16 protein-coding genes are annotated in these 19,986 nt (G+C 65.6%); 5 read left to right on the top strand and 11 right to left on the bottom strand.

From position 1 onward, the window contains the following. The first annotated feature begins 9 nt into the window (after positions 1-9). The 3 genes from risS (at position 10) to HV742_RS00740 (ending at position 2,605) form a co-directional block, all read left to right on the top strand. Positions 10-1,404 carry a sensor histidine kinase RisS gene (risS, locus tag HV742_RS00750; protein WP_054419436.1) on the top strand — a complete coding sequence of 465 codons (1,395 nt, stop codon included), beginning with the start codon at positions 10-12 and terminating at the stop codon, positions 1,402-1,404. Positions 1,405-1,463: 59 nt separating this feature from the next. Then, positions 1,464-2,012, top strand: coding sequence for a peroxiredoxin (locus HV742_RS00745; protein ID WP_006389231.1), 549 nt, complete (start codon positions 1,464-1,466; stop codon positions 2,010-2,012). Positions 2,013-2,086: 74 nt separating this feature from the next. Then, entirely contained in the window at positions 2,087-2,605 is a 519-nt protein-coding gene (locus HV742_RS00740) for a carboxymuconolactone decarboxylase family protein (RefSeq protein ID WP_049072072.1), read from the top strand. 101 nt (positions 2,606-2,706) lie between these two features. On the opposite strand, the gene HV742_RS00735 is transcribed toward HV742_RS00740, so the two are convergent. The 3 genes from HV742_RS00735 to ispD form a co-directional block, all read right to left on the bottom strand. Continuing rightward, entirely contained in the window at positions 2,707-4,758 is a 2,052-nt protein-coding gene (locus HV742_RS00735; RefSeq protein WP_236749521.1) for a DUF4344 domain-containing metallopeptidase, read from the bottom strand. A 302-nt stretch (positions 4,759-5,060) separates the two neighbouring features. Next, positions 5,061-5,555, bottom strand: a complete 495-nt coding sequence (gene ispF / locus HV742_RS00730; RefSeq protein ID WP_049072068.1) for a 2-C-methyl-D-erythritol 2,4-cyclodiphosphate synthase — start codon at positions 5,553-5,555, stop codon at positions 5,061-5,063. Further along, a complete protein-coding gene (ispD, locus tag HV742_RS00725; protein ID WP_049072066.1) occupies positions 5,546-6,229 on the bottom strand; it encodes a 2-C-methyl-D-erythritol 4-phosphate cytidylyltransferase in 684 nt (227 codons plus the stop codon). Before ispD ends, ispF begins: the two co-directional genes overlap by 10 nt. 29 nt (positions 6,230-6,258) lie before the next feature. Here ispD and mfd point away from each other — a divergent pair, with 29 nt between their 5' ends. Together mfd and serB are read left to right on the top strand one after the other, a co-directional pair. Further along, a complete protein-coding gene (gene mfd, locus HV742_RS00720) occupies positions 6,259-9,741 on the top strand; it encodes a transcription-repair coupling factor (RefSeq protein WP_175144302.1) in 3,483 nt (1,160 codons plus the stop codon). 23 nt (positions 9,742-9,764) lie between these two features. Continuing rightward, complete coding sequence (serB, locus tag HV742_RS00715) at positions 9,765-10,622, top strand: phosphoserine phosphatase SerB (protein ID WP_049072061.1); 858 nt, start codon at positions 9,765-9,767, stop codon at positions 10,620-10,622. Between the two features lie 66 nt (positions 10,623-10,688). On the opposite strand, the gene HV742_RS00710 is transcribed toward serB, so the two are convergent. From HV742_RS00710 to nuoI, 8 genes are all read right to left on the bottom strand, one after another. Next, on the bottom strand, positions 10,689-12,938 hold the full coding sequence (locus HV742_RS00710; protein ID WP_175144301.1) for a TonB-dependent receptor: 2,250 nt from the start codon (positions 12,936-12,938) through the stop codon (positions 10,689-10,691). 194 nt (positions 12,939-13,132) lie between these two features. Further along, positions 13,133-13,462, bottom strand: coding sequence for a DUF2818 family protein (locus HV742_RS00705; protein WP_049072056.1), 330 nt, complete (start codon positions 13,460-13,462; stop codon positions 13,133-13,135). 12 nt (positions 13,463-13,474) lie between these two features. Further along, positions 13,475-14,959 carry an NADH-quinone oxidoreductase subunit NuoN gene (gene nuoN / locus HV742_RS00700; protein ID WP_049072054.1) on the bottom strand — a complete coding sequence of 495 codons (1,485 nt, stop codon included), beginning with the start codon at positions 14,957-14,959 and terminating at the stop codon, positions 13,475-13,477. Positions 14,960-14,968: 9 nt separating this feature from the next. Beyond that, positions 14,969-16,471, bottom strand: coding sequence for an NADH-quinone oxidoreductase subunit M (locus HV742_RS00695; protein WP_059269506.1), 1,503 nt, complete (start codon positions 16,469-16,471; stop codon positions 14,969-14,971). Next, positions 16,468-18,510, bottom strand: coding sequence for an NADH-quinone oxidoreductase subunit L (gene nuoL, locus HV742_RS00690; RefSeq protein ID WP_049072048.1), 2,043 nt, complete (start codon positions 18,508-18,510; stop codon positions 16,468-16,470). The genes HV742_RS00695 and nuoL overlap by 4 nt, the downstream gene beginning before the upstream one ends. 17 nt (positions 18,511-18,527) lie before the next feature. Next, on the bottom strand, positions 18,528-18,836 hold the full coding sequence (nuoK, locus tag HV742_RS00685; protein WP_006217969.1) for an NADH-quinone oxidoreductase subunit NuoK: 309 nt from the start codon (positions 18,834-18,836) through the stop codon (positions 18,528-18,530). After that, positions 18,833-19,474, bottom strand: coding sequence for an NADH-quinone oxidoreductase subunit J (locus HV742_RS00680; protein WP_049072046.1), 642 nt, complete (start codon positions 19,472-19,474; stop codon positions 18,833-18,835). The genes nuoK and HV742_RS00680 overlap by 4 nt, the downstream gene beginning before the upstream one ends. A 17-nt stretch (positions 19,475-19,491) precedes the next feature. After that, positions 19,492-19,980 (bottom strand): NADH-quinone oxidoreductase subunit NuoI, encoded by a 489-nt coding sequence (gene nuoI, locus HV742_RS00675; RefSeq protein ID WP_006389216.1) that lies wholly within the window; start codon positions 19,978-19,980, stop codon positions 19,492-19,494. Positions 19,981-19,986: the final 6 nt, after the last annotated feature.

Below are 19,986 nucleotides of genomic sequence, written 5' to 3'. Positions count from 1 at the left end.
CGCAGCCTCGTGCCCCGCTTGCGCAAAACCTTCAGGAACCTGACTTCACGTTTGCGGCTCGGCTTGTTCGGCCGCACGTTCCTGCTGCTGGCCGCGCTCATGCTGGTCAGCCTGGGGGCGTGGCTACAAGTCTTCTTCAGCATGGAGCTGGGACCGCGCGCCAATCAGATGGCGCAGCGGGTGATCACGGCCGTCAATATCACGCGCACCGCGCTGATCTATTCGCACAACGGCGAACGCAGCAAGCTCCTGCTCGACCTGGCCACCAATGAAGGCATCCAGGTCTATCCGCGCGAAGTCACCGACTTCGCCGAAGCCCTCCCCGACGACGATTACTGGCAGCGCGTGGCGCAACATATCCGCACGCGCTTCGGCCCCGAGACCCAGATCGCCTGGGGCGTGAACCAGGTGCCGGGTTTCTGGGTCAGTTTCCAGATCGAGAAAGACCTATATTGGCTGGTGTTCGAACGCGAGCAGATCGGGCTGACGGGCGGCATCGAATGGCTGGGATGGGGCGCCACGGCGCTACTGCTGTCCCTGGTGGGCGCGGCGGTCAGCGTCGGTTTCGTGAACCGGCCGCTGTCGCGGCTGGCGCGCGCGGCCCAGGTGCTGTCGCGCGGCGAGACCCCGGCGCCGCTTCCCGAGCAGGGCCCGCTGGAAATCCGCGACCTGAACGCCTCGTTCAACCGCATGGCCAAGGACTTGCGGCAGGCCGAGGCCGACCGCGAGCTGATGCTGGCGGGCATTTCCCATGACCTGCGAACGCCGCTGGCGCGCATGCGCCTGGAAATCGAGCTGAGCGGCGTGTCGGAAGACGCGCGCCAGGCCATCGACGAGGACCTCGGCCAGATCGACCACAGCATCGGCCAGTTGATGGAATACGCCCGTCCCGCCGGCACCCTGCCGCAACTGGCCACCGACATTTCCGCCGTGCTGGCCGAGCTGTACGAACGCGAGCGCAGCCACACCTCGTCGCTGGGCGGCGAGCTGGAGGCCACCCTCGAACCCGGCCTGCGGGCCCGCATCACGGCGCTGGACCTCAAGCGCATCGTCAGCAACCTGATCGAGAACGCGCGCCGCTATGGACGCTCGACCGACGGCATGGCCCATCTGGTCATGACATTGCAAGCTGAGGGCGGCATGATCGTCATCGAGGTGTCCGATCGCGGCCCCGGCATCGCGCCCGAAGACGTCGACCGCCTGTTGCGTCCCTTTTCCCGCGGGGAAGCCGCGCGCACCGGCGTCAGCGGCGCCGGCCTGGGGCTGGCGATCGTCGAGCGCCTGCTCAAGCACGTCGGCGGCGCCCTGCGCATGCTGCCGCGCGAAGGCGGCGGCCTGACCGCGCGCATAGAGCTGCCCAAAGCGAAGTTTAGGAATTATCAATTAGACAACGATAATCCATAGCGTAGAATTTATGGTTTGAGGCACCGCCTTAATTCCACCAACAACTACTGGGAGTAAACATGAAAACTGTTGGCGACAAACTCGAGCCCTTCAAGGTTACCGGCGTCAAGCCCGGCTTCAACCAGCACGAAGAAAACGGCGTCTCGGCTTTCGAAGACATCACCGAAAGCTCGTTCCCCGGCAAGTGGAAGGTGATCTACTTCTACCCGAAGGACTTCACGTTCGTGTGCCCGACCGAAATCGTCGGCTTCAACAAGCTGGCCAAGGATTTCGAAGACCGCGACGCCGTCCTGCTGGGTGGCTCGAGCGACAACGAATTCGTCAAGCTGGCCTGGCGCCGTGAGCACCCGGACCTGAACAAGCTGGGTCACTACCAGTTCGGCGACACCACCGGCGCCCTGATCGACCAGCTGGGCGTGCGTGAAAAGGGCGCTGGCGTGGCCCTGCGCGCCACCTTCATCGTCGACCCGGACAACACGATCCAGCACGTTTCGGTGAACAACCTGAACGTCGGCCGTAACCCGGAAGAAGTCCTGCGTCTGCTCGACGGCCTGCAAACCGACGAGCTGTGCCCGTGCAACCGTACGGTTGGCGGCGCCACGCTGTAATTTCCAGCCCGGCCGGGGACCTGTCCGCAGGTCCTTCGCCGGGCTTTAACTGCGCTAGATTATAGGTAAAAACTATGGAATTTCTGACGACCATTAAGGAACAGCTGCCGGATTGGGCCAAGGACATCCGCCTGAATCTGGACGCCGTGATCGCCCGCTCGACCCTGGCCCCCGAAGACGCCGTCGGCGCTGCCCTGTCGGCCGCCTACGCCGCGCGCAGCCCGGTGCTGATCGAAGCCTTCAAGAGCGGCCTGTCCGAAACCGACGCCAATGCCGCGTTGACCGCCTCGGCGCTCATGGGCATGAACAACACCTGGTACCCGTATGTCGAGATGAGCGGCGACGCCCAGCTCAAGAGCCTGCCGGCCCAATTGCGCATGAACGCCTACGCCACCCACGGCGGCGTCGACAAGAAGCGCTTCGAGCTGTTCGCGCTGGTGGCCTCGATCATCGGCAAGTGCCACTTCTGCGTCGGCTCGCACTACGAGAACCTGAAGAAGGACGGCCTGTCGACCGAACAGTTGCGCGACGCCGGCCGCATCGCCTCGGTGGTCAACGCCGCCGCCCTGGCGCTGGCCGCGCAGGGCAAGTAAGCCTGGCGCGCCTTCGCGCGAAACAATGAAAAAGCCCGCCTGTGCGAACAGGCGGGCTTTTGCATTGGCGGGGCGGTCGTTGCGCCGCCCGGCGATCCTTCTTATTGCCCCTGCGACTTCACGGCGGTCGTCGGCAGGCCATTGGCAACCCAGGCCTCCATGCCGCCGCGGTACCAGTAGACCGGCCAGCCCATCATGCCGGCGCGCAGCGCGGCGTTATAGGACGAGCGGTCATTCATGCCGGCGCCCATGATGATCAAGGGCACATTGTGCTCTTTCTCGGTGCCGGTCTTCTTGTGCAGCCAGCCATCGAAGGCTTCCTGCATCTGGTCCGTAATGGCGCCGTCCGAACCCGCGTCGCTCAGCGGGAACGCGCCCGGGATGGTCTCGCGCAGGCCGCTGGTATCGATCACCAGGAAATTCTTGTTCTTTTCATCTGTCAGCAGGGCCACCACGTCCTTGGTGGTGATCACCTTGGCGCGCGGATGGGTGTTGGGCGTCGGGCCCTTGTAGGGCGCCGAGAACAGCAGCGTCGTCGGCGGCACGCCGCTATCTTGCAGTTCGTCGAAGCCGCCGTTGCCGGGCGCGCGCTGCGGCTGGCCGGCGGGCGGCTGCTGGCGCGGCTGTTGCGGCGCCTGTTGCGGAGACCGCTGCGGCGCCGCCCCGCCCTGCTTGGGCTCGCCGCCGACCGTGCCCATCTCGATGTCGGAGATCATCACCGCGATGTTCTCGATCAGCTCGTAGCACATCGTGATCGAGCCTTCGCGCGGGCTGTACCAGGCGTTGAGCTTGCCGCAGTCCTTGAAGACCACGTTGACCGGCCGCGGCAGGACGTAGGTCTGGCCCAGCAGCTTGATGTCTTTAGAGATGGCTTCGGACAGGTTGTTGGCGAACAGGTTGCCGATGCGGCGCGACGACGGCTCGAAGGTCACGTTCACCGGCGCGCCGGGCGCGTTCGCTGGCTGCTGGCCGTCGGGCGACCAGGTGCCGACGCGGGTATGCGGCGCCAGGATCCGGCGCCAGGCGCGGTTCTGCTTGGTGAACTCGTCCGCGCAACGCGACTTGGTGCGGTCTTCGAAGCCAACCTGCTCGACCAGCGATTCGAACACGCCCGGGTTGCCGCCGTACATGATGCACAGCATGTTGCGGAAGCGCTTGAGGTCGCCGGTGTGCTCGTCCTGCCAGGGCGAATTGCCGGCGCCCTGGGCCTCGGCCAGCTTGCCGCTGTAGTACCACTGCAGGGCCGCGTACTTGGCCGCGCCCTGGGCCATGGCGTTGGTGTCCTTGTCGCTGGACGGGTACATGGTGGGTTCGACGATCTGCAGCGCCGAATAGATATCGACCGCGTCTTCCTCGGCGCCGGTCGAAGGCAGCTCGAGTTCGCCGATCAGGGCGTGGCCGAACTCATGCATGAAAATGCTGCGCATGATGCCGATGTACACCGCCACGATGCGCAGCGAGTCGCCGCCAAAACGCGGATACGGACCGGAACCCGGCAAGCCGCTGCTGGCGCCGGAATCCGGCGAGGCCTGCGGCGCGCGCGTCGGCTGCTGTTGCGGTTGCCCGCCACCCTGCCCGGTGTTGGCGTTGACGTTCGTGTTGATGGTGAAGTCCGCGATCCCGAAGGTGCCGACCTCGTAGGCCATGATGCCCAGTTCGGAGCCCAGCGCGGGTTCGTTCTCGATATCGCCGATCTTCTGGCCGTTGACGATGAAGCGCGCCGCGCCCGGCACCTCGACCACCTTGATGCGGTCGGAGCCGTCCAGCTTCGCCACGTTGGGCACGTTGGCGATATCGCGGCGCTTGTCGCCATCCAGACAGAACAGCAAGGTCTGCTTGGCGGCCGTGAGTTCGAGCAGGCACAGGCCCTTGCGCGCACGGTTGGTCAGCGCCAGGCCGATGGAAGCCTTGGGATTCTTCGAATTCAGGACCACGTTCACGTCGGTGATACGGCCGCCTTCGGGCGGTTGTCCAACGTTCAGGTAGAGCGTCTGTTCGCTGCCGGCCGTGGCCTTGTTGCGCAGCGTGAACCAGCCATCCTCGACCCCCGCGGTCCAGCCCTGCAGCAGCTGCGTGCGGACAGCGCCCGCGAGCGGGCCGAGCTGCTGCTCGAATTCTGCATGTGCAGGCGAACCAAAGGCGACGAGAGCCACGAATAAGGCAGCGCCACGTACATGCATCCTAGTGTCCCTATTATCCAGACGTTAAGTAGCCGCAGAATATTCCAGTTCAAATGCCCCGGCAAGACGAAAACACGGGGCATTTTCGGGCTGCGCGCCCCAAATGACGCGGGATTCGCGCCAAACCATAGCAGCCACGCGGTCCGCGCCCTTTTTTGCGGTTTGTTAATTAGTTGTGGACATGTATCCGTGCGAATAAAACAACGCCGGCACGCCAAAAAAATGGCGCGGTGAACACCCGCGCCATCGATTCAGGCAAGGCCCCGGGGCGGCGGTCAGATCCGCGCCAACAACGCCACCACCGTGGCCGAAATGCCTTCCTTGCGGCCCAGGTAGCCCAGGCCTTCGTTGGTCTTGGCCTTGATGTTGACCTCGGTCTCGGCCAAGCCGGTATCGGCGGCGATATTGCTGACCATGGCCGGCGCATGCGGGCCGATCTTGGGGGCCTGTGCGTGCACGGTGGCATCGATGTTCACCGGCGCCCAGCCGGCCTGGCGCACGCGCGCCACGGCCTCGCGCAACAGCACGCGGCTGTCGGCGCCCTTGAAGGCCGGATCGGTGTCGGGAAAATGGCGGCCGATGTCGCCCAGGCCCGCCGCGCCCAGCAGCGCATCCGTGATCGCGTGCAGCAGCACGTCGGCATCCGAATGGCCCAGCAGGCCGTGGCTGTGCGGAATGGTCACGCCGCCGATGATCAGCGGCCGGCCTTCGACCAGCGCATGCACGTCAAAACCCTGTCCGACACGGAAAGGAATACTACTCATAGCCATTTTTCCATCAGTTCGAAATCGTCCGGCCAGGTCACCTTGAAATTGCGCAGGGCGCCGGGCACCAGCAGCGGCGCATAGCCCGCGGCCTCGAGGGCCGAGGCCTCGTCGGTGACGGCGATGCCATTCACCGCGGCGGCCGTCAGCGCGTCGCGCAGCACGCCGGCGCGGAACATCTGCGGCGTCTGCGCCAGCCACAGCCCGTTGCGGTCCAGGGTGCGCTCGACACGCTCATGGCCGGCCTTGACGGTGTCCGCCACGGGCAGCGCCAGCAGGCCGCCGACGGGATCCGCAAGGCAGGCGTCGATCAGGCGCGCCAGCGCCGCGGCCGGCAGGCCGGGGCGGGCGGCATCGTGCACCAGCACCCAGGTATCGTCGGACACCCCGCTTTCGGCCAGCGCCCCGGCCACGGTATCGGCCCGGGTGGCGCCGCCGCAGGCGCGCCAGACCGTGCGCGGCAGGCCGGCCACGGCCTGGTCGACCCAGCCGTCGCCCGGCGTCACCGCCACCCGCACCTGCGACACGCGGTCGTCCGCGAGCAGGGCAGCCACGGCGTGGCGCAGCATGGGCTGTCCGGCCAACGGACGGTATTGCTTGGGCACGCTCTCGGCGCCGGGGTGGCTGGCACGGGCGCCGACGCCGGCGGCGGGAACGATTGCGATGATTGAGTCAGACATGGTGCGGTGATTTTATAATCTTCCGCTTGATGCCTGCTCCCAGCCTGATGCCCGCTCCCACCTCCTCCGCCACGGCAGCGCCGCCCGTTCCCGCGACCGCCCCCACTCTCGCCGCGCTCAAGCCCGGCACGCGTTATGCGCAACCGCGCCCGCCCGGCTCGGGCGACGCCTGGCTGCTGGCCGATCTGGCCCGCCAGGCCGGCGCGCCGCTGGTGGTGCTGACCGCCGAGCCGCTGGAAGCGCAGCGCCTGGCCGAGGAAATCGCGCTGTTCGCGCCCGGCCTGCGCGTGCGCCAGCTACCCGACTGGGAAACGCTGCCGTACGACGCCTTCTCGCCGCACCAGGACCTGATCTCCGAGCGCCTGCACACCCTGCACTCGCTGATGATGAAGACGGTGGACGTGCTGACGGTGCCGGTCACCACGGCGCTGTACCGGCTGGCGCCGCCGTCGTTCCTGGCGGCCTATACCTTTTCCTTCAAGCAGAAGGACAAGCTCAACGAGGCGGCGCTGCGCGCACAGCTGACGCTGGCCAACTACAACCACGTCACGCAGGTCACCGCGCCCGGCGAGTTCTGTCTGCGCGGCGGCCTGATCGACCTGTTCCCGATGGGATCGGCGCTGCCCTACCGGCTGGACCTGTTCGACGACGAGATCGAGACCATTCGCAGCTTCGACGTTGACACCCAGCGCAGCCTGTATCCGGTGCGCGAGGTTCAGCTACTGCCGGGCCGCGAATTCCCCATGGACGAGGATTCGCGTAATCGCTTCCGCGCGCGTTTCCGCGAAGTGTTCGAAGGCGACCCGTCGCGCGCCCTTCCCTACAAGGACATCGGCAACGGCATCCCCTTCGCCGGGGTCGAGTACTACCTGCCGCTGTTCTTCGACGAGACCGCGACGCTGTTCGACTACCTGGCCGACAACGCCATCACCGTCACCGTCGGCGACATCGACGACGCCATGATGCGCTTTCACCAGGACACCGGCAGCCGCTACGGCTTCCTGAAAAGCGACCGCGAGCGTCCGGTGCTGCCGCCGTCGGCGCTGTTCCTGGATGAGCAGACGCTGTACGCCCGCCTGAAGGATTTCCGCCGCCTGGCGCTGGCCGCGGGCCAGCCCCATCCCGACTTCCGCGCCGCGCCAGACGTGAGCGTGGCGCGCCGCGCCGAAGACCCGATCGCCAAGTTGCGCACGCATATCGGCAAGCCGCAAGGCCGTGTGCTGCTGTGCGCCGACTCGGCCGGCCGCCGCGAGACGCTGGTGCAAATGCTGAACGAGTTCGGCGTCACCCCCGACGCGCAGCCGGACAGCATCGAAGCCTTCCTGGCTTCAGACGCCCACTTCGGCATCGTCGCCGCGCCCCTGGCCACCGGCTTCGAGTTGCCGCAGGCCAACCTGGCCTTCCTGACCGAGAACGACCTCTATCCGGGGCTGGCCAGCACCGGCCGGCGCGGCAAGCGCGACCAGGAACGCGCCAGCAACGTCGAAGCGATGGTGCGCGACCTGTCCGAACTGCGCGCCGGCGACCCCGTGGTGCACGCGCAGCACGGCATCGGCCGCTACCACGGCCTGGTCAACATGGACATGGGCGAAGGCGAGATGGAGTTCCTGCATCTCGAATACGCCAACGGCAGCACGCTGTACGTGCCGGTGTCGCAACTGCACGTGATCGCCCGCTACAGCGGCGCCGATCCGGAAGCCGCGCCGCTGCACCAGCTCGGCTCGGGCCAGTGGGACAAGGCGCGCCGCAAGGCCGCCAAGCAGGTGCGCGACACCGCCGCCGAACTGCTGGCGCTGTATGCCCAGCGCGCCGCGCGCGAGGGCTTCGCCTTCAACCTGCCGCTCAACGACTACCAGGCCTTCGCCGAGGGCTTCGGTTTCGAGGAAACCGCCGATCAGGCCGCCGCCATCGAGGCCGTGATCGCCGACATGACCTCGGGCCGGCCGATGGACCGCCTGGTGTGCGGCGACGTCGGCTTCGGCAAGACCGAGGTGGCGCTGCGCGCCGCGTTCCTGGCCGTGGCCAACGGCAAGCAGGTCGCCCTGCTCTGCCCCACCACGCTGCTGGCCGAACAGCACGCCCAGACCTTCTCCGACCGCTTCGCCGACTGGCCGGTGCGGGTGGTGGAACTGTCGCGTTTCCGCTCGGCCAAGGAAGTGTCCGCGGCCATCGAGGGCATCAACGACGGCCGCGTCGACATCGTCATCGGCACCCACAAGATCCTGTCCAAGGACGTGAAGTTCAAGCGCCTCGGGCTGGTCATCATCGATGAGGAACACCGCTTCGGCGTGCGCCAGAAGGAGGCGCTCAAGGCGCTGCGCGCCGAGGTCGACGTGCTGACCCTGACCGCCACGCCGATCCCGCGCACGCTCGGCATGTCGCTCGAAGGCATCCGCGATTTCTCGGTCATCGCCACCGCGCCGCAAAAGCGCCTGGCGATCAAGACCTTCGTGCGGCGCGAGGACGGCAGCACGCTGCGCGAGGCGCTGCTGCGCGAGCTCAAGCGCGGCGGCCAGTGCTACTTCCTGCACAACGAGGTCGAGACCATCCACAACCGCCGCGCCCGTCTCGAAGAGCTGGTGCCCGAGGCCCGCATCGCGGTGGCCCACGGCCAGATGCCCGAGCGCGACCTGGAACAGGTGATGAAGGGCTTCTACCAGCAGCGCTACAACGTGCTGTTGTGCACCACCATCATCGAAACCGGCATCGACGTGCCCAGCGCCAACACCATCGTGATCCACCGCGCCGACCGCTTCGGCCTGGCGCAGCTGCACCAGCTGCGCGGCCGCGTCGGTCGCTCGCACCACCAGGCCTACGCCTACCTGCTGACGCCGGGCGAGGACGCCATCACCAGCAACGCCAAGAAGCGGCTGGAGGCGATCCAGGCCATGGAGGAACTGGGATCGGGCTTCTACCTGGCCATGCACGACCTGGAGATCCGCGGCACCGGCGAAGTGCTGGGCGATTCGCAGTCCGGCAATATCCAGGAAGTCGGCTTCTCGATGTACAACGAGATGCTGAACGAAGCGGTGCGCGCCCTGCGCGCCGGCGAGGAGCCGGACCTGGACGCCCCCTTCAACCTGGCCTGCGAGGTCAACCTGCATGCGCCGGCGCTGCTGCCGTCCGACTACTGCGCCGACGTGCATGCGCGCCTGAGCGTCTACAAGCGCCTGGCCCACGCCGCCGACGAGGACGACCTGATCCAGATCCAGGAAGAACTGATCGACCGCTTCGGCAAGCTGCCCGAGGCGGCGCAGACGCTGCTGACCACGCACCGCCTGCGCCTGGCCGCGCAACCGCTGGGCATCGTCAAGATCGACGCCAGCGAAACCCAGGCGCTGCTGCAGTTCGGCCCCAAGACCAGCGTCGATCCGGCCAAAATCATCGAACTGGTGCAGCGGCAACGCCACATCAAACTCGCAGGACAGGATAAATTGCGGGTTGAGATCAAGGCCGCGCAGATCCCGGCCCGCGCCGACGCCGTGCGCGCCGTGCTGCGCGCCTTGAAGTAACCCGCCCCGACCTTCGCATTTTTATGACTATCCATCACCTCGTCGTCCAATCCCCCGGCCTGACGGTCGAACACGCCGAACAGATCGCCGCGCTCGCGCAGGCGCAGGGCGTGGCCCGCATCAGCGCCACCGCGGCCCGTCTGCTTGACGTGCAGCACGACGATGCCACCCGAGCCGACGTGGTGGCCTGGGCCGAACGCCATGGCGTCGACACCGCCTTCGTGCCCGCCGGCCTGAAGCTGTCGCACTGCAAGGTGCTGGCGATGGACATGGACTCGACGCTCATCAACATCGAGTGCATCGACGAGATCGCCGGCGTGGCCGGCGTCAAGGACAAGGTCTCGGAGATCACCGAGGCCGCGATGCGCGGCGAGATCAAGGACTTCGCTGAAAGCCTGCGCCGCCGCGTGGCGCTGCTCAAGGACGTGCCGGCCGAAGCCCTGGAACAGGTCTACACCGAGAAGCTGCGCCTGAACCCGGGCGCCGAACGGTTGATCACCACCGCCCAGGCGGCCGGCATCAAGGTGCTGCTGGTGTCGGGCGGCTTCACCTTCTTCACCGACCGCCTGCGCGAGCGCCTGCGGCTGGACAGCGCCCACGCCAACACGCTGGAGATCGACAACGGCGTGCTGACCGGCCGCGTGCTGGGCGACATCCTGGACGCCGACGCCAAGGCCGTCTACCTGCGCGAGTTCGCCCGCACCCACGGCGCGACCAAGGAGCAGGTCATCGCCATGGGCGACGGCGCCAACGACCTGAAGATGCTGGGCGCCGCCGGCTTTCCGGTGGCGTACCACGCCAAGCCGCTGGTGCGGCAGCAGACGCGCTACGCGCTGAACGTCTCGGGCCTGGACGGCGTGCTGAACTGGTTCGAAGGCTGATCGCCGCACAGCCGCGCCACCCGGGAAAGCCACCGCGAAGGTGGCTTTCCTGTCTGCCAGCGTCGATCAGTAGCGCATTCTCACTGACAGCAGCGCTGCCCTGCCCGTGCCGAGCGCGGCGTGGTTCTTCGGCCTGGCCCGGGTGTAGTAGGTCGTGTCAAACACGTTCAGCACGTTCAGCTGTAGTGAAAGACGCGGGCTGAATTTATATTTGGCCATCGCGTCGAAGCGCCAATACGAAGGCACCCAGCGCGCCTTGGGCGCACCGCTGGCATCGACGCCCGCATCCGTGTTGCCATAGACCTTGCTGACATAGTAGGCGCCACCGCCCAGCGTCAGAGCAGGCAGCACCTTGTAGGAAGACCACAGGCTGAATGCGTTGCGCGGCGTGTTCGGCAAGACCTGGCCCTCGGAGCCGCTATCCTTGCGCCCGCCGCGGATGAGCTTGCTGTTCAGGAAGGTGTAGCCGCCATAAACGTTCCAGGCGGGTGTGATGGCGCCGGAGAAGCCCAGTTCGAGCCCGCGCACGCGCGTTTCGCCCGCCTGCTCGTATTCGTTGGGCATCACCTCGATGTTGGTGTGCTTTCGGGTGTCCTGGAAAACCGCGCCGGAGAGCGTCAGGCGCTCATCGAACACCAGCCATTTGACGCCCGCCTCGACCGAGCGGCTCTGTTCCGGCGCCGCCTCCTCATCGGAGCTTTTCCGCAGGATGTCGGATGCTGTGGCACCCGAGGCCGCGGAGGGCGTCGACGAAGTGCCAAAGGAGGCGTAGATCGTGCCTTGCGGCACGGGCTTGTAAGCCACGCCCAACTGGTAGTTCAACAGGTTGTCGGAGCGGCTGTAGCTGTTCTCCTTTCGGTCATGGCCGCTGGTGCGATAGTTGTCCCAGCGCAGGCCGACACTGGCCTGCCATTGCTCGCTGAATTTGAGCGTATCGAAGCCGTACAGCGCCAGGGTGTCCGTGGCATAGGGCGCCGGCCAACTGAGGACGGTGCGGCAGGGATAGGCCACGTTCGGATCGGGGTCGTACAGCGACGTCCGCGTCAGATCGGCCGGGCACTTGGTCACGCCATCGGAGGCCAGCACCTGGTCGTTGGTATAGGCCATGGTCTGCTTGACACTGGTGTATTCGAAGCCAAGGTCGAACCCATGCTTGACAACCCCCGTCAGGAATTCGCCGCTCAGGTCGGTCTGATTCGCGAATGCGTGGGTGGTGTAGTAGCGGCCGTAGGCCGGCCGGTTGACGATCCCGGCGGGCAGGTTCGCGAGCGTGAGGTCGGGTTGGGTGGCGAGGTAATCGGCGGTTTCCCGGCCATACCGCGCCACGTTGCGCAGCTTGAGGCTGTCGGAGAAATCATGCTGGAAGTCGACGGTGGCCGTGCCATCGCGCGTCTTCATGTAATCGCGGCCGGCGAGTCCGTAGAAGTTGTGACGACTGACACCAAGCGTCTCCGTGGCCGGCAGACCCGACTGCGGGTCGTAGGGAATGGAGTAGTCCGGCATGCTGTCGTTCTGATAGTGGTAGTAGCTCAGCGTGATGCGGGTCGGCGTGCCCATGCCCAGCGTCAGCGACGGTGCCACGCCCCAGCGCTCGAAGTTCACCGCTTTGTCGCGGCCCGGCACGTCGCCCTTGGCGCCCATGACATTCAGGCGAAACGCCGATTTTTCGCCCAGCCGCCAGTTGCTGTCCAGGGTGCCGCGATAGTTGTGATCGGTGCCGATCTGGCCAGTGGCCTCGATCGCATCCTTGGCCTTGGGCGCCTTGCTGACGAGATTGATGCTGCCGCCCGCGCCGCCACGGCCGGCGTAGACGGAATCCGGGCCCTTGATGATCTCCACCTGCTCCAGGTTGAAGGTATCGCGCGCCTGCATGCTGACGTCGCGCACGCCATCCAGGAACAGGCTGCTGGCGGCGTTCTGGCCGCGAATGATGGGCAGGTCGCCGCCAGCGCGTCCGCCCTCGCCTGCGGCGAAGGTGATGCCCGGCGAATTCTGCAGCACATCCTGCAACGATGTCGCGGACTGGTCGGACATGACCTGCTTGGGCACCACCTGCACCGAACGCGGCGTGTCCAGCAGCGGCGCGGTCATCTTGGAAGACTGGACGCTGTCGGGCTGGTAGGGCGAGCTTTCGCCTTCCACCTGCACCGGCGCCAGCTGCGGAACGTGGCCGGCACCCGATTGCGCCATTGCATAAGGACTGATGAACAGCGCGGGCACCGCCACCGCGGCGGCCAGCGATCCGGCCAATGAATTCAGCGCGTACGAATCTTCGAGTTTCAAGATGAGGCTCTCCTGGACGGGAATGGAAACCATTCCTGTTTATGACAGCCTGCGATTCTGTACGTGAAAGTTGATCGGGTTCGGCCACGCGGGTGAAATCGGACGCGATAACGCAACGATGCCGTGACTTGATGGCGTTTGACCACAGAATCCGCAATCGGCGATGACACGGCCTCAAAACAAAACGCCCCTTGCGGGGCGTTTATGCGGTGCGTGGGGCGGCCGGTTCAGGTCCGCAGGCGGGGATGCCGCTTGAACAGATAGCGGTACACGAAACCGGGATAGGCCAGCACCAGGTACAGGCTCAAGGTGATGGCGTAAAACTCCCAGGTCTGCGCGAAGCGGTTGCCCAGCGCGGACTCGAACGTGAAGCCCAGGGCGCCCACGATCAGGTAGAACACCAGCACTTCGACCAGGCGCATCCAGAACGGCTTGACGGCTTCGGCCCCACCCTGCTTCCACGGCAGCACGGCGAACACGCGCTCCGTCAGGAAGGGCAGGTTCGCGCTGACCAGGGCCAGCGCGATCAGGAGCCATACCGCCAGGGTCTGGTTCATGGCCCGCTTCGCTTACAGGCTGAGCGAGCTGCGGATGGCCTGCACGCACAGGGCCATCAGGCCGCCCGGCAACAGGCCCAGCACCAGGATCAGCAGGCCGTTGACCGACAGCACGCCGCGCTGGCCGCAGGTGGCCGCCATCGGCGCGGCATCGGCCGCCGGCTCGTCGAAGTACACGACCTTGACCACGCGCAGGTAGTAGAACGCGCCGATCAGCGAGAACACCACCGCGACCACCGCCAGCGTGACGTGGCCGGCGCTGACCAGCGCCTGCAGCACCGCCAGCTTGGCGTAGAAGCCCACCAGCGGCGGGATGCCGGCCAGCGAGAACATCAGCAGCAGCACGATGGCGGCATGCCACGGACTGCGGCGGTTCAGGCCCTTCAGGTCGTCGATGTGCTCGCACTCGAAACCCTGGCGCGACAGCAGCAGCACGATGCCGAAGCTGGCCAGCGTGGTCAGCACGTAGGTCAGCATGTAGAACAGCGACGCGCCGTAGGCGGACGAGGCCAGTTCCGGTTTGCCGACCACCGAGCCCGACATCAGGCCCAGCAGCACGAAGCCCATGTGCGAGATGGTCGAGTAGGCCAGCATGCGCTTGAAGTTGGTCTGCGCGATGGCGGTCAGGTTGCCGATGGCCAGCGACAGCACCGCCAGGATCATCAGCATCGGCTGCCAGTCGGCCGCCAGGCCGTGCAGGCCGTCGACCAGCAGGCGCAGCGTGATGGCGAAGGCCGCCAGCTTGGGCGCGCCGCCCAGGATCAGCGTGACCGCGGTCGGCGAACCCTGGTAGACGTCCGGCACCCACATGTGGAACGGCACGGCGCCGAGCTTGAACGCCAGGCCCGAAACCAGGAACACGATGCCGAACACCAGGGCCAGCTTCTCGGCCTTGCCGGCGGCGATGACCTTGGAGACTTCGGCCAGGTCCAGGTGACCGGTGGCGCCGTAGACCATCGACATGCCGTACAGCAGGAAGCCCGAGGCCAGCGCGCCCAGCACGAAGTACTTCATGGCGGCTTCGGTGGCGACGACGTTGTCGCGACGCAGCGCGATCAGCGCGTACAGCGCCAGCGACATCAGCTCCAGGCCCAGGTAGATCGAGATCAGGTTGCCCGACGAGATCATCACCATCTGGCCCAGCAGGGCGAACAGCGTCAGCACGTACAGTTCGCCGCCGCGCATCATGTCGCGCAGCTGGGCGTAGACGCGGCCGTAGACCAGCGTCACCGCCACCGCGATGTACGAGGCGATCTTGAGCAGGTGCGACAGCTCGTCGGTGACGTACAGGCCGTTGAAGGTCGAACCCGTGACGCCGTTCTTCCACTGCAGCGCCGACACCACGGTCAGCACGCCCAGCGCCAGCATGGTCAGCAGGAACGTCGGCTTGCGCTCGGGGTGATTGCTGACCGCGTCGACGAGCAGGATAGCCAGGCCGAAAACCAGCAGGAGGATTTCCGGTGTCGCCAGGGCGAAATCGATTTGGGATTGCATCATTGTCTTGTCTTACAGTTTCGAGACGGCAACGTGTTGCAGCAGGGCCTCGACCGACACGTGCATCACGTCGGTGAAGGGCTTGGGATAGATCCCCATGTACAGCACGGCGATCGCCATCACGCCAAGAATCACGAATTCGCGGCGGTTGATATCGGTCAGCTCGCGCACATGATCATTGGCGATATCGCCCAGGACCACGCGCTTGACCATCCACAGCGAATACGAAGCGCCCAGGATCAGCGCGGTGGCCGCCAGCAGGCCGATCCAGAAGTTGTGCTCGACCGCGCCCATGATCACCATGAACTCGCCGACGAAACCGCTGGTGGCCGGCAGGCCGCTATTGGCCATCGAGAACAGGATGAAGAACGTGGCGAAGCGCGGCATCACGTTGACCACGCCGCCGTAGTCGGCGATGCGGCGCGAGTGCATGCGGTCGTAAAGCACGCCGATACACATGAACATGGCGCCCGAGACGAAGCCGTGGGAGATCATCTGCACGATGGCGCCTTCGACGCCGGCCGTGTTGAAGATGAAGAAACCCAGGGTGACGAAGCCCATGTGGGCGACCGACGAATAGGCCACCAGCTTCTTCATGTCGTCCTGCACGATCGCCACCAGGCCGATGTAGATCACGGCGATCAGCGACAGCGTGATCATCAGGCCGGCCAGGCTGTGCGAGGCGTCGGGCGCGATCGGCAGCGAGAAGCGCAGGAAACCGTAAGCGCCCAGCTTCAGCATGATCGCGGCCAGCACGATGGAGCCGCCCGTGGGTGCCTCGACGTGGGCGTCCGGCAGCCAGGTGTGCACCGGCCACATCGGCACCTTGACGGCGAAGGCCGCCAGCAGCGCCACGAAGATCAGGATCTGCGGGGTGTAGCCCAGCTTGGTCTGCTGCCAGGTCAGGATGTCGAACGAACCGCCCGAGGCGTTCCACAGGTAGACGAAGGCCACCAGCGTCAGCAGCGAGCCCATCAGGGTGTAGAGGAAGAACTTGAAGGCCGCGTACACCCGGTTCGGTCCGCCCCAGACGCCGATGATGATGTACATCGGGATCAGCGTGGCTTCGAAGAACACGTAGAACAGCATGCCGTCCAGCGCGCAGAACACGCCCACCATCAGACCCGACAGGATCAGGAAGGCGGCCATGTACTGGGACACGCGGCTGGTGATGACTTCCCAGCCGGCCAGCACCACGATGATGGTGATGAACGCGGTCAGGAGCACGAACCACAGCGAAATGCCGTCCACGCCCAGGTGGTAGTTGACGTTGAAGGCTTCGATCCAGGAGGTCTTCTCGACGAACTGCATGGCAGCCGTCTTGGAGTCGAACCCGGTGTACAGCGGGATCGTGACGAGGAAGCCGGCGATCGAGCCGATCAGCGACAGGCCGCGCGTCAGGCCGGGACGGTCGTCACGGCCCACCGCCAGCACCAGCAGGCCGAATACGATCGGGACAAAGATCGCAAGCGTAAGCCAGGGGAAAGTGTTGGATGCCATCTCGCTTGCCATCATTGGGGAATCAGCACAAAGAAAGTCACCAGCGCCATGATGCCGATGATCATCGCGAACGCGTAGTGATAGATGAAGCCGGACTGCAGGTGGCGGCTGATCGCCGACACCCAGCCCACCACGCGGGCGCTGCCGTTGATCAGCAGGCCGTCGATGATGCCGCGGTCGCCGGTCTGCCACAGGCCACGGCCCAGGCAGCGCAGGCCGCGGGCGATGATCTGCTCGTTGACCCAGTCAACGTAGTACTTGTTCTCAAGCACCTTGTTCACGCCCGACAGGCTCGACTTGATCGCGGCCGGGACCTTCGGGTTGATCAGGTAGCAGTACCAGGCGATGACCGCGCCGGCCACGACCAGCCAGAACGGCAGGGTCTGGAAGGCGTGCAGGCCGAAGGCGACCCAGCCGTGCCATTCTTCGTGCAGTTCGTGCATGGCCGGATGCTGCGGCAGCACCGTGATCACGCCGTTGAAGAACTTGCCGAACAGCATCGGATCCACCGCCCAGGCGCCGATCAGCACCGACGGGATCGCCAGCAGGATCAGCGGCAGGGTCACGACCCAGGGCGACTCGTGCGGCTTGCCGCCGTGGTGGCCGTGGCCATGGTCGTCGTGACCGTGGTCGTCATGGCCGTGCGCGTCGTGGCCGTGGCCATGACCGTGGTCGCTGGTGTCGAAGCGTTCCTTGCCATGGAAGACCAGGAAGTACACGCGGAACGAGTACAGCGAGGTCACGAACACGCCGATCAGCGTGGCGTAGTAGGCGAAGCTGGCGCCCCAGACGTGGGCGGCGCCGGCGGCCTCGATGATGTGTTCCTTCGAGTAGAAACCCGAGAAGAACGGCGTGCCGACCAGGGCCAGCGTGCCCAGGAGGAAGGTGATCCAGGTGATGGGCATGTACTTGCGCAGGCCGCCCATGTTGCGGATGTCCTGGTCGTGATGCATGCCGATGATGACCGAGCCCGCGCCCAGGAACAGCAGCGCCTTGAAGAACGCGTGCGTCATCAGGTGGAAGATCGCCACCGAGTAGGCCGAGGCGCCCAGCGCGACGGTCATGTAGCCCAGCTGCGACAGCGTCGAATACGCCACCACGCGCTTGATGTCGTTCTGGATGATGCCCAGGATGCCCAGGAACAGCGCGCCGATGGCGCCGATCACGATGATGAACGACAGCGCGGTGTCCGACAGCTCGAACAGCGGCGAGAAGCGCGCGACCATGAAGATGCCGGCCGTCACCATGGTGGCGGCGTGGATCAGCGCGGAGATCGGGGTCGGGCCTTCCATCGAGTCGGGCAGCCAGGCGTGCAGGGGAACCTGCGCCGACTTGCCCATGGCGCCGATGAACAGGCAGATGCAGGCCACGGTCAGCAGCATCCAGTCCGAACCGGGCAGCGTCAGCTTGGACAGCTTGTCGGCCTGGGCGAACACTTCACCGTAGTGCATGGTGCCGGCGTAGGCGAACAGCAGGCCGATGCCGAGGACGAAACCGAAGTCGCCGACGCGGTTGATCAGGAACGCCTTCATGTTGGCGAAGATCGCGGTCGGGCGGGTGTACCAGAAACCGATCAGCAGGTACGAGACCAGGCCCACCGCTTCCCAGCCGAAGAACAGCTGCACCATGTTGTTCGACATCACCAGCATCAGCATGGAGAACGTGAACAGCGAGATGTACGAGAAGAAGCGCTGGTAGCCGGGATCGTCGGCCATGTAGCCGATGGTGTAGATGTGCACCATCAGCGACACCGAGGTCACCACGACCATCATCATGGCCGACAGCGGATCGATCAGGAAGCCGATTTCCAGCTTGGTCTGGCCGATCAGGCTCCAGGTGTAGACCGCGCCATCAAAGCGCAGGCCGTTGAGCACGTCGCCCAGCACCACCACCGAACCGATGGCGGAGATGAGCACGCCCAGGATGGTGATGACGTGCGAGGCGCGGCGGCCGATCGGACGGCCCAGGAACCCGGTGCCGAAAAGGCCCGCGAGGATTGCTCCGGCCAGCGGCGCCAGCGCGATGAGCAGGTAGAGATTGGGTGAGCTAGACATTTTCTTCCAATACCCCGTCAGCCCTTCAGGCGATCGAGTTCGTCAACGTTGATCGTGTTCAGGTTGCGGAACAGCAGCACCAGGATGGCCAGGCCGATCGCCGCTTCAGCGGCGGCCACGGTCAGGATGAAGAACACGAACACCTGGCCGGCGGTGTCGCCGAACCAGCTGGAGAACGCCACGAAGTTCATGTTGACGGCCAGGAGCACCAGCTCGATGGACATCAGCAGAATGATCAGGTTGCGGCGGTTCAGGAAGATGCCGAAGATCCCGATGGCGAACAGGATCGCCCCCAGGATCAGATAATGGGCCAGCGTCAGCGTCATTGTTTTTCTCCTTGGGGCGCGGCGGTGCCGTTCTGGGCCTGGGCGCGCTCGCTCTGGGCGGGCATGCTCACCATGCGGAAGCGGTCCTTGGCGCGCACGCGAACCGCGGCGACCGGGTCGTTGTACTTCACGTCGCGGCGGCGGCGCAGGGTAAGCGCGATGGCGGCGACCATGCCGACCAGCAGCAGCGCGGCGCCGACTTCGATGGCGTAGATGTAGTGCGTGTACATCGCTTCACCGAGCGCGCGGGCGTTGTTGTAGTCGCCGGCGACCGGGGCTTGCGGGCCCGAGCCGTACCAGGTCGACCCCAGCACGAAGGCCATTTCCAGCACCATCACCAGGCCGATCACCAGGCCCAGCGGCAGGTAGGTCTTCATGCCCTGGCGCAGCGCATCCATGCGGATGTCCAGCATCATGACGACAAACAGGAACAGCACCATCACGGCGCCCACGTACACCAGCACCAGCAGCAGCGCGAGGAACTCGGCGCCCAGCAGCATCCACAGCATGGCCGCGTTGGCGAACGCCAGGATCAGGTGCAGGACGGCGGTGACAGGGCTGCGCGCGGTGATCACGCGGAACGCCGCGATCACCAGCACGGCGGCCAGTATGTAAAACAGGACAGTGGTAAAAGTCATGGATCAGGACCCTGGGCTCAACGGTAGGGAGCGTCTTCGGCCCGGCGGCGGGCGATTTCGGCTTCGTAGCGGTCGCCCACGGCGAGCAGCATGTCTTTGGTGAAATACAGGTCGCCGCGCTTTTCGCCGTGGTATTCGTGGATGTGCGTTTCCACGATCGAGTCCACGGGGCAGCTTTCCTCACAGAAGCCGCAGAAAATGCACTTGGTCAGGTCGATGTCGTAGCGCGTGGTGCGGCGGGTGCCGTCGTCACGCTGGTCCGACTCGATGGTGATGGCCAGCGCGGGGCACACGGCTTCACACAGTTTGCACGCGATGCAGCGCTCTTCCCCATTGGGGTAGCGGCGCAGCGCGTGCAGGCCGCGGAATCGCGCCGAGGTCGGCGTCTTTTCCTGCGGGTAGCGCAAGGTGACCTTGCGCTTGAAGAAATACTTGCCCGTCAGGCGCATGCCCTTGAGCAGTTCGGCCAGCATCAAGCTGCCGAAGAAATCTTTGATCGCTTCCATATCCTG

Origin of the sequence: Achromobacter ruhlandii, assembly GCF_902859695.1 — a bacterium.
Classification (GTDB): domain Bacteria; phylum Pseudomonadota; class Gammaproteobacteria; order Burkholderiales; family Burkholderiaceae_B; genus Achromobacter; species Achromobacter ruhlandii.
Note: the sequence above shows the minus strand (reverse complement) of the source record. Positions and strands in the feature narration are given on the sequence as shown.

Bases quoted from the DNA above. Each gene is read 5' to 3' on its own strand.
- HV742_RS00745 (WP_006389231.1), top strand. From the start codon at position 1,464: ATGAAAACTGTTGGCGACAAACTCGAGCCCTTCAAGGTTACCGGCGTC.
- HV742_RS00740 (WP_049072072.1), top strand. From the start codon at position 2,087: ATGGAATTTCTGACGACCATTAAGGAACAGCTGCCGGATTGGGCCAAG.
- ispF (WP_049072068.1), bottom strand. From the start codon at position 5,555: ATGGCTATGAGTAGTATTCCTTTCCGTGTCGGACAGGGTTTTGACGTG.
- ispD (WP_049072066.1), bottom strand. From the start codon at position 6,229: ATGTCTGACTCAATCATCGCAATCGTTCCCGCCGCCGGCGTCGGCGCC.
- mfd (WP_175144302.1), top strand. From the start codon at position 6,259: ATGCCTGCTCCCAGCCTGATGCCCGCTCCCACCTCCTCCGCCACGGCA.
- serB (WP_049072061.1), top strand. From the start codon at position 9,765: ATGACTATCCATCACCTCGTCGTCCAATCCCCCGGCCTGACGGTCGAA.
- HV742_RS00710 (WP_175144301.1), bottom strand. From the start codon at position 12,938: ATGGTTTCCATTCCCGTCCAGGAGAGCCTCATCTTGAAACTCGAAGAT.
- HV742_RS00705 (WP_049072056.1), bottom strand. From the start codon at position 13,462: ATGAACCAGACCCTGGCGGTATGGCTCCTGATCGCGCTGGCCCTGGTC.
- nuoN (WP_049072054.1), bottom strand. From the start codon at position 14,959: ATGATGCAATCCCAAATCGATTTCGCCCTGGCGACACCGGAAATCCTC.
- HV742_RS00695 (WP_059269506.1), bottom strand. From the start codon at position 16,471: ATGATGGCAAGCGAGATGGCATCCAACACTTTCCCCTGGCTTACGCTT.
- nuoL (WP_049072048.1), bottom strand. From the start codon at position 18,510: ATGTCTAGCTCACCCAATCTCTACCTGCTCATCGCGCTGGCGCCGCTG.
- nuoK (WP_006217969.1), bottom strand. From the start codon at position 18,836: ATGACGCTGACGCTGGCCCATTATCTGATCCTGGGGGCGATCCTGTTC.
- HV742_RS00680 (WP_049072046.1), bottom strand. From the start codon at position 19,474: ATGACTTTTACCACTGTCCTGTTTTACATACTGGCCGCCGTGCTGGTG.
- nuoI (WP_006389216.1), bottom strand. From the start codon at position 19,980: ATGGAAGCGATCAAAGATTTCTTCGGCAGCTTGATGCTGGCCGAACTG.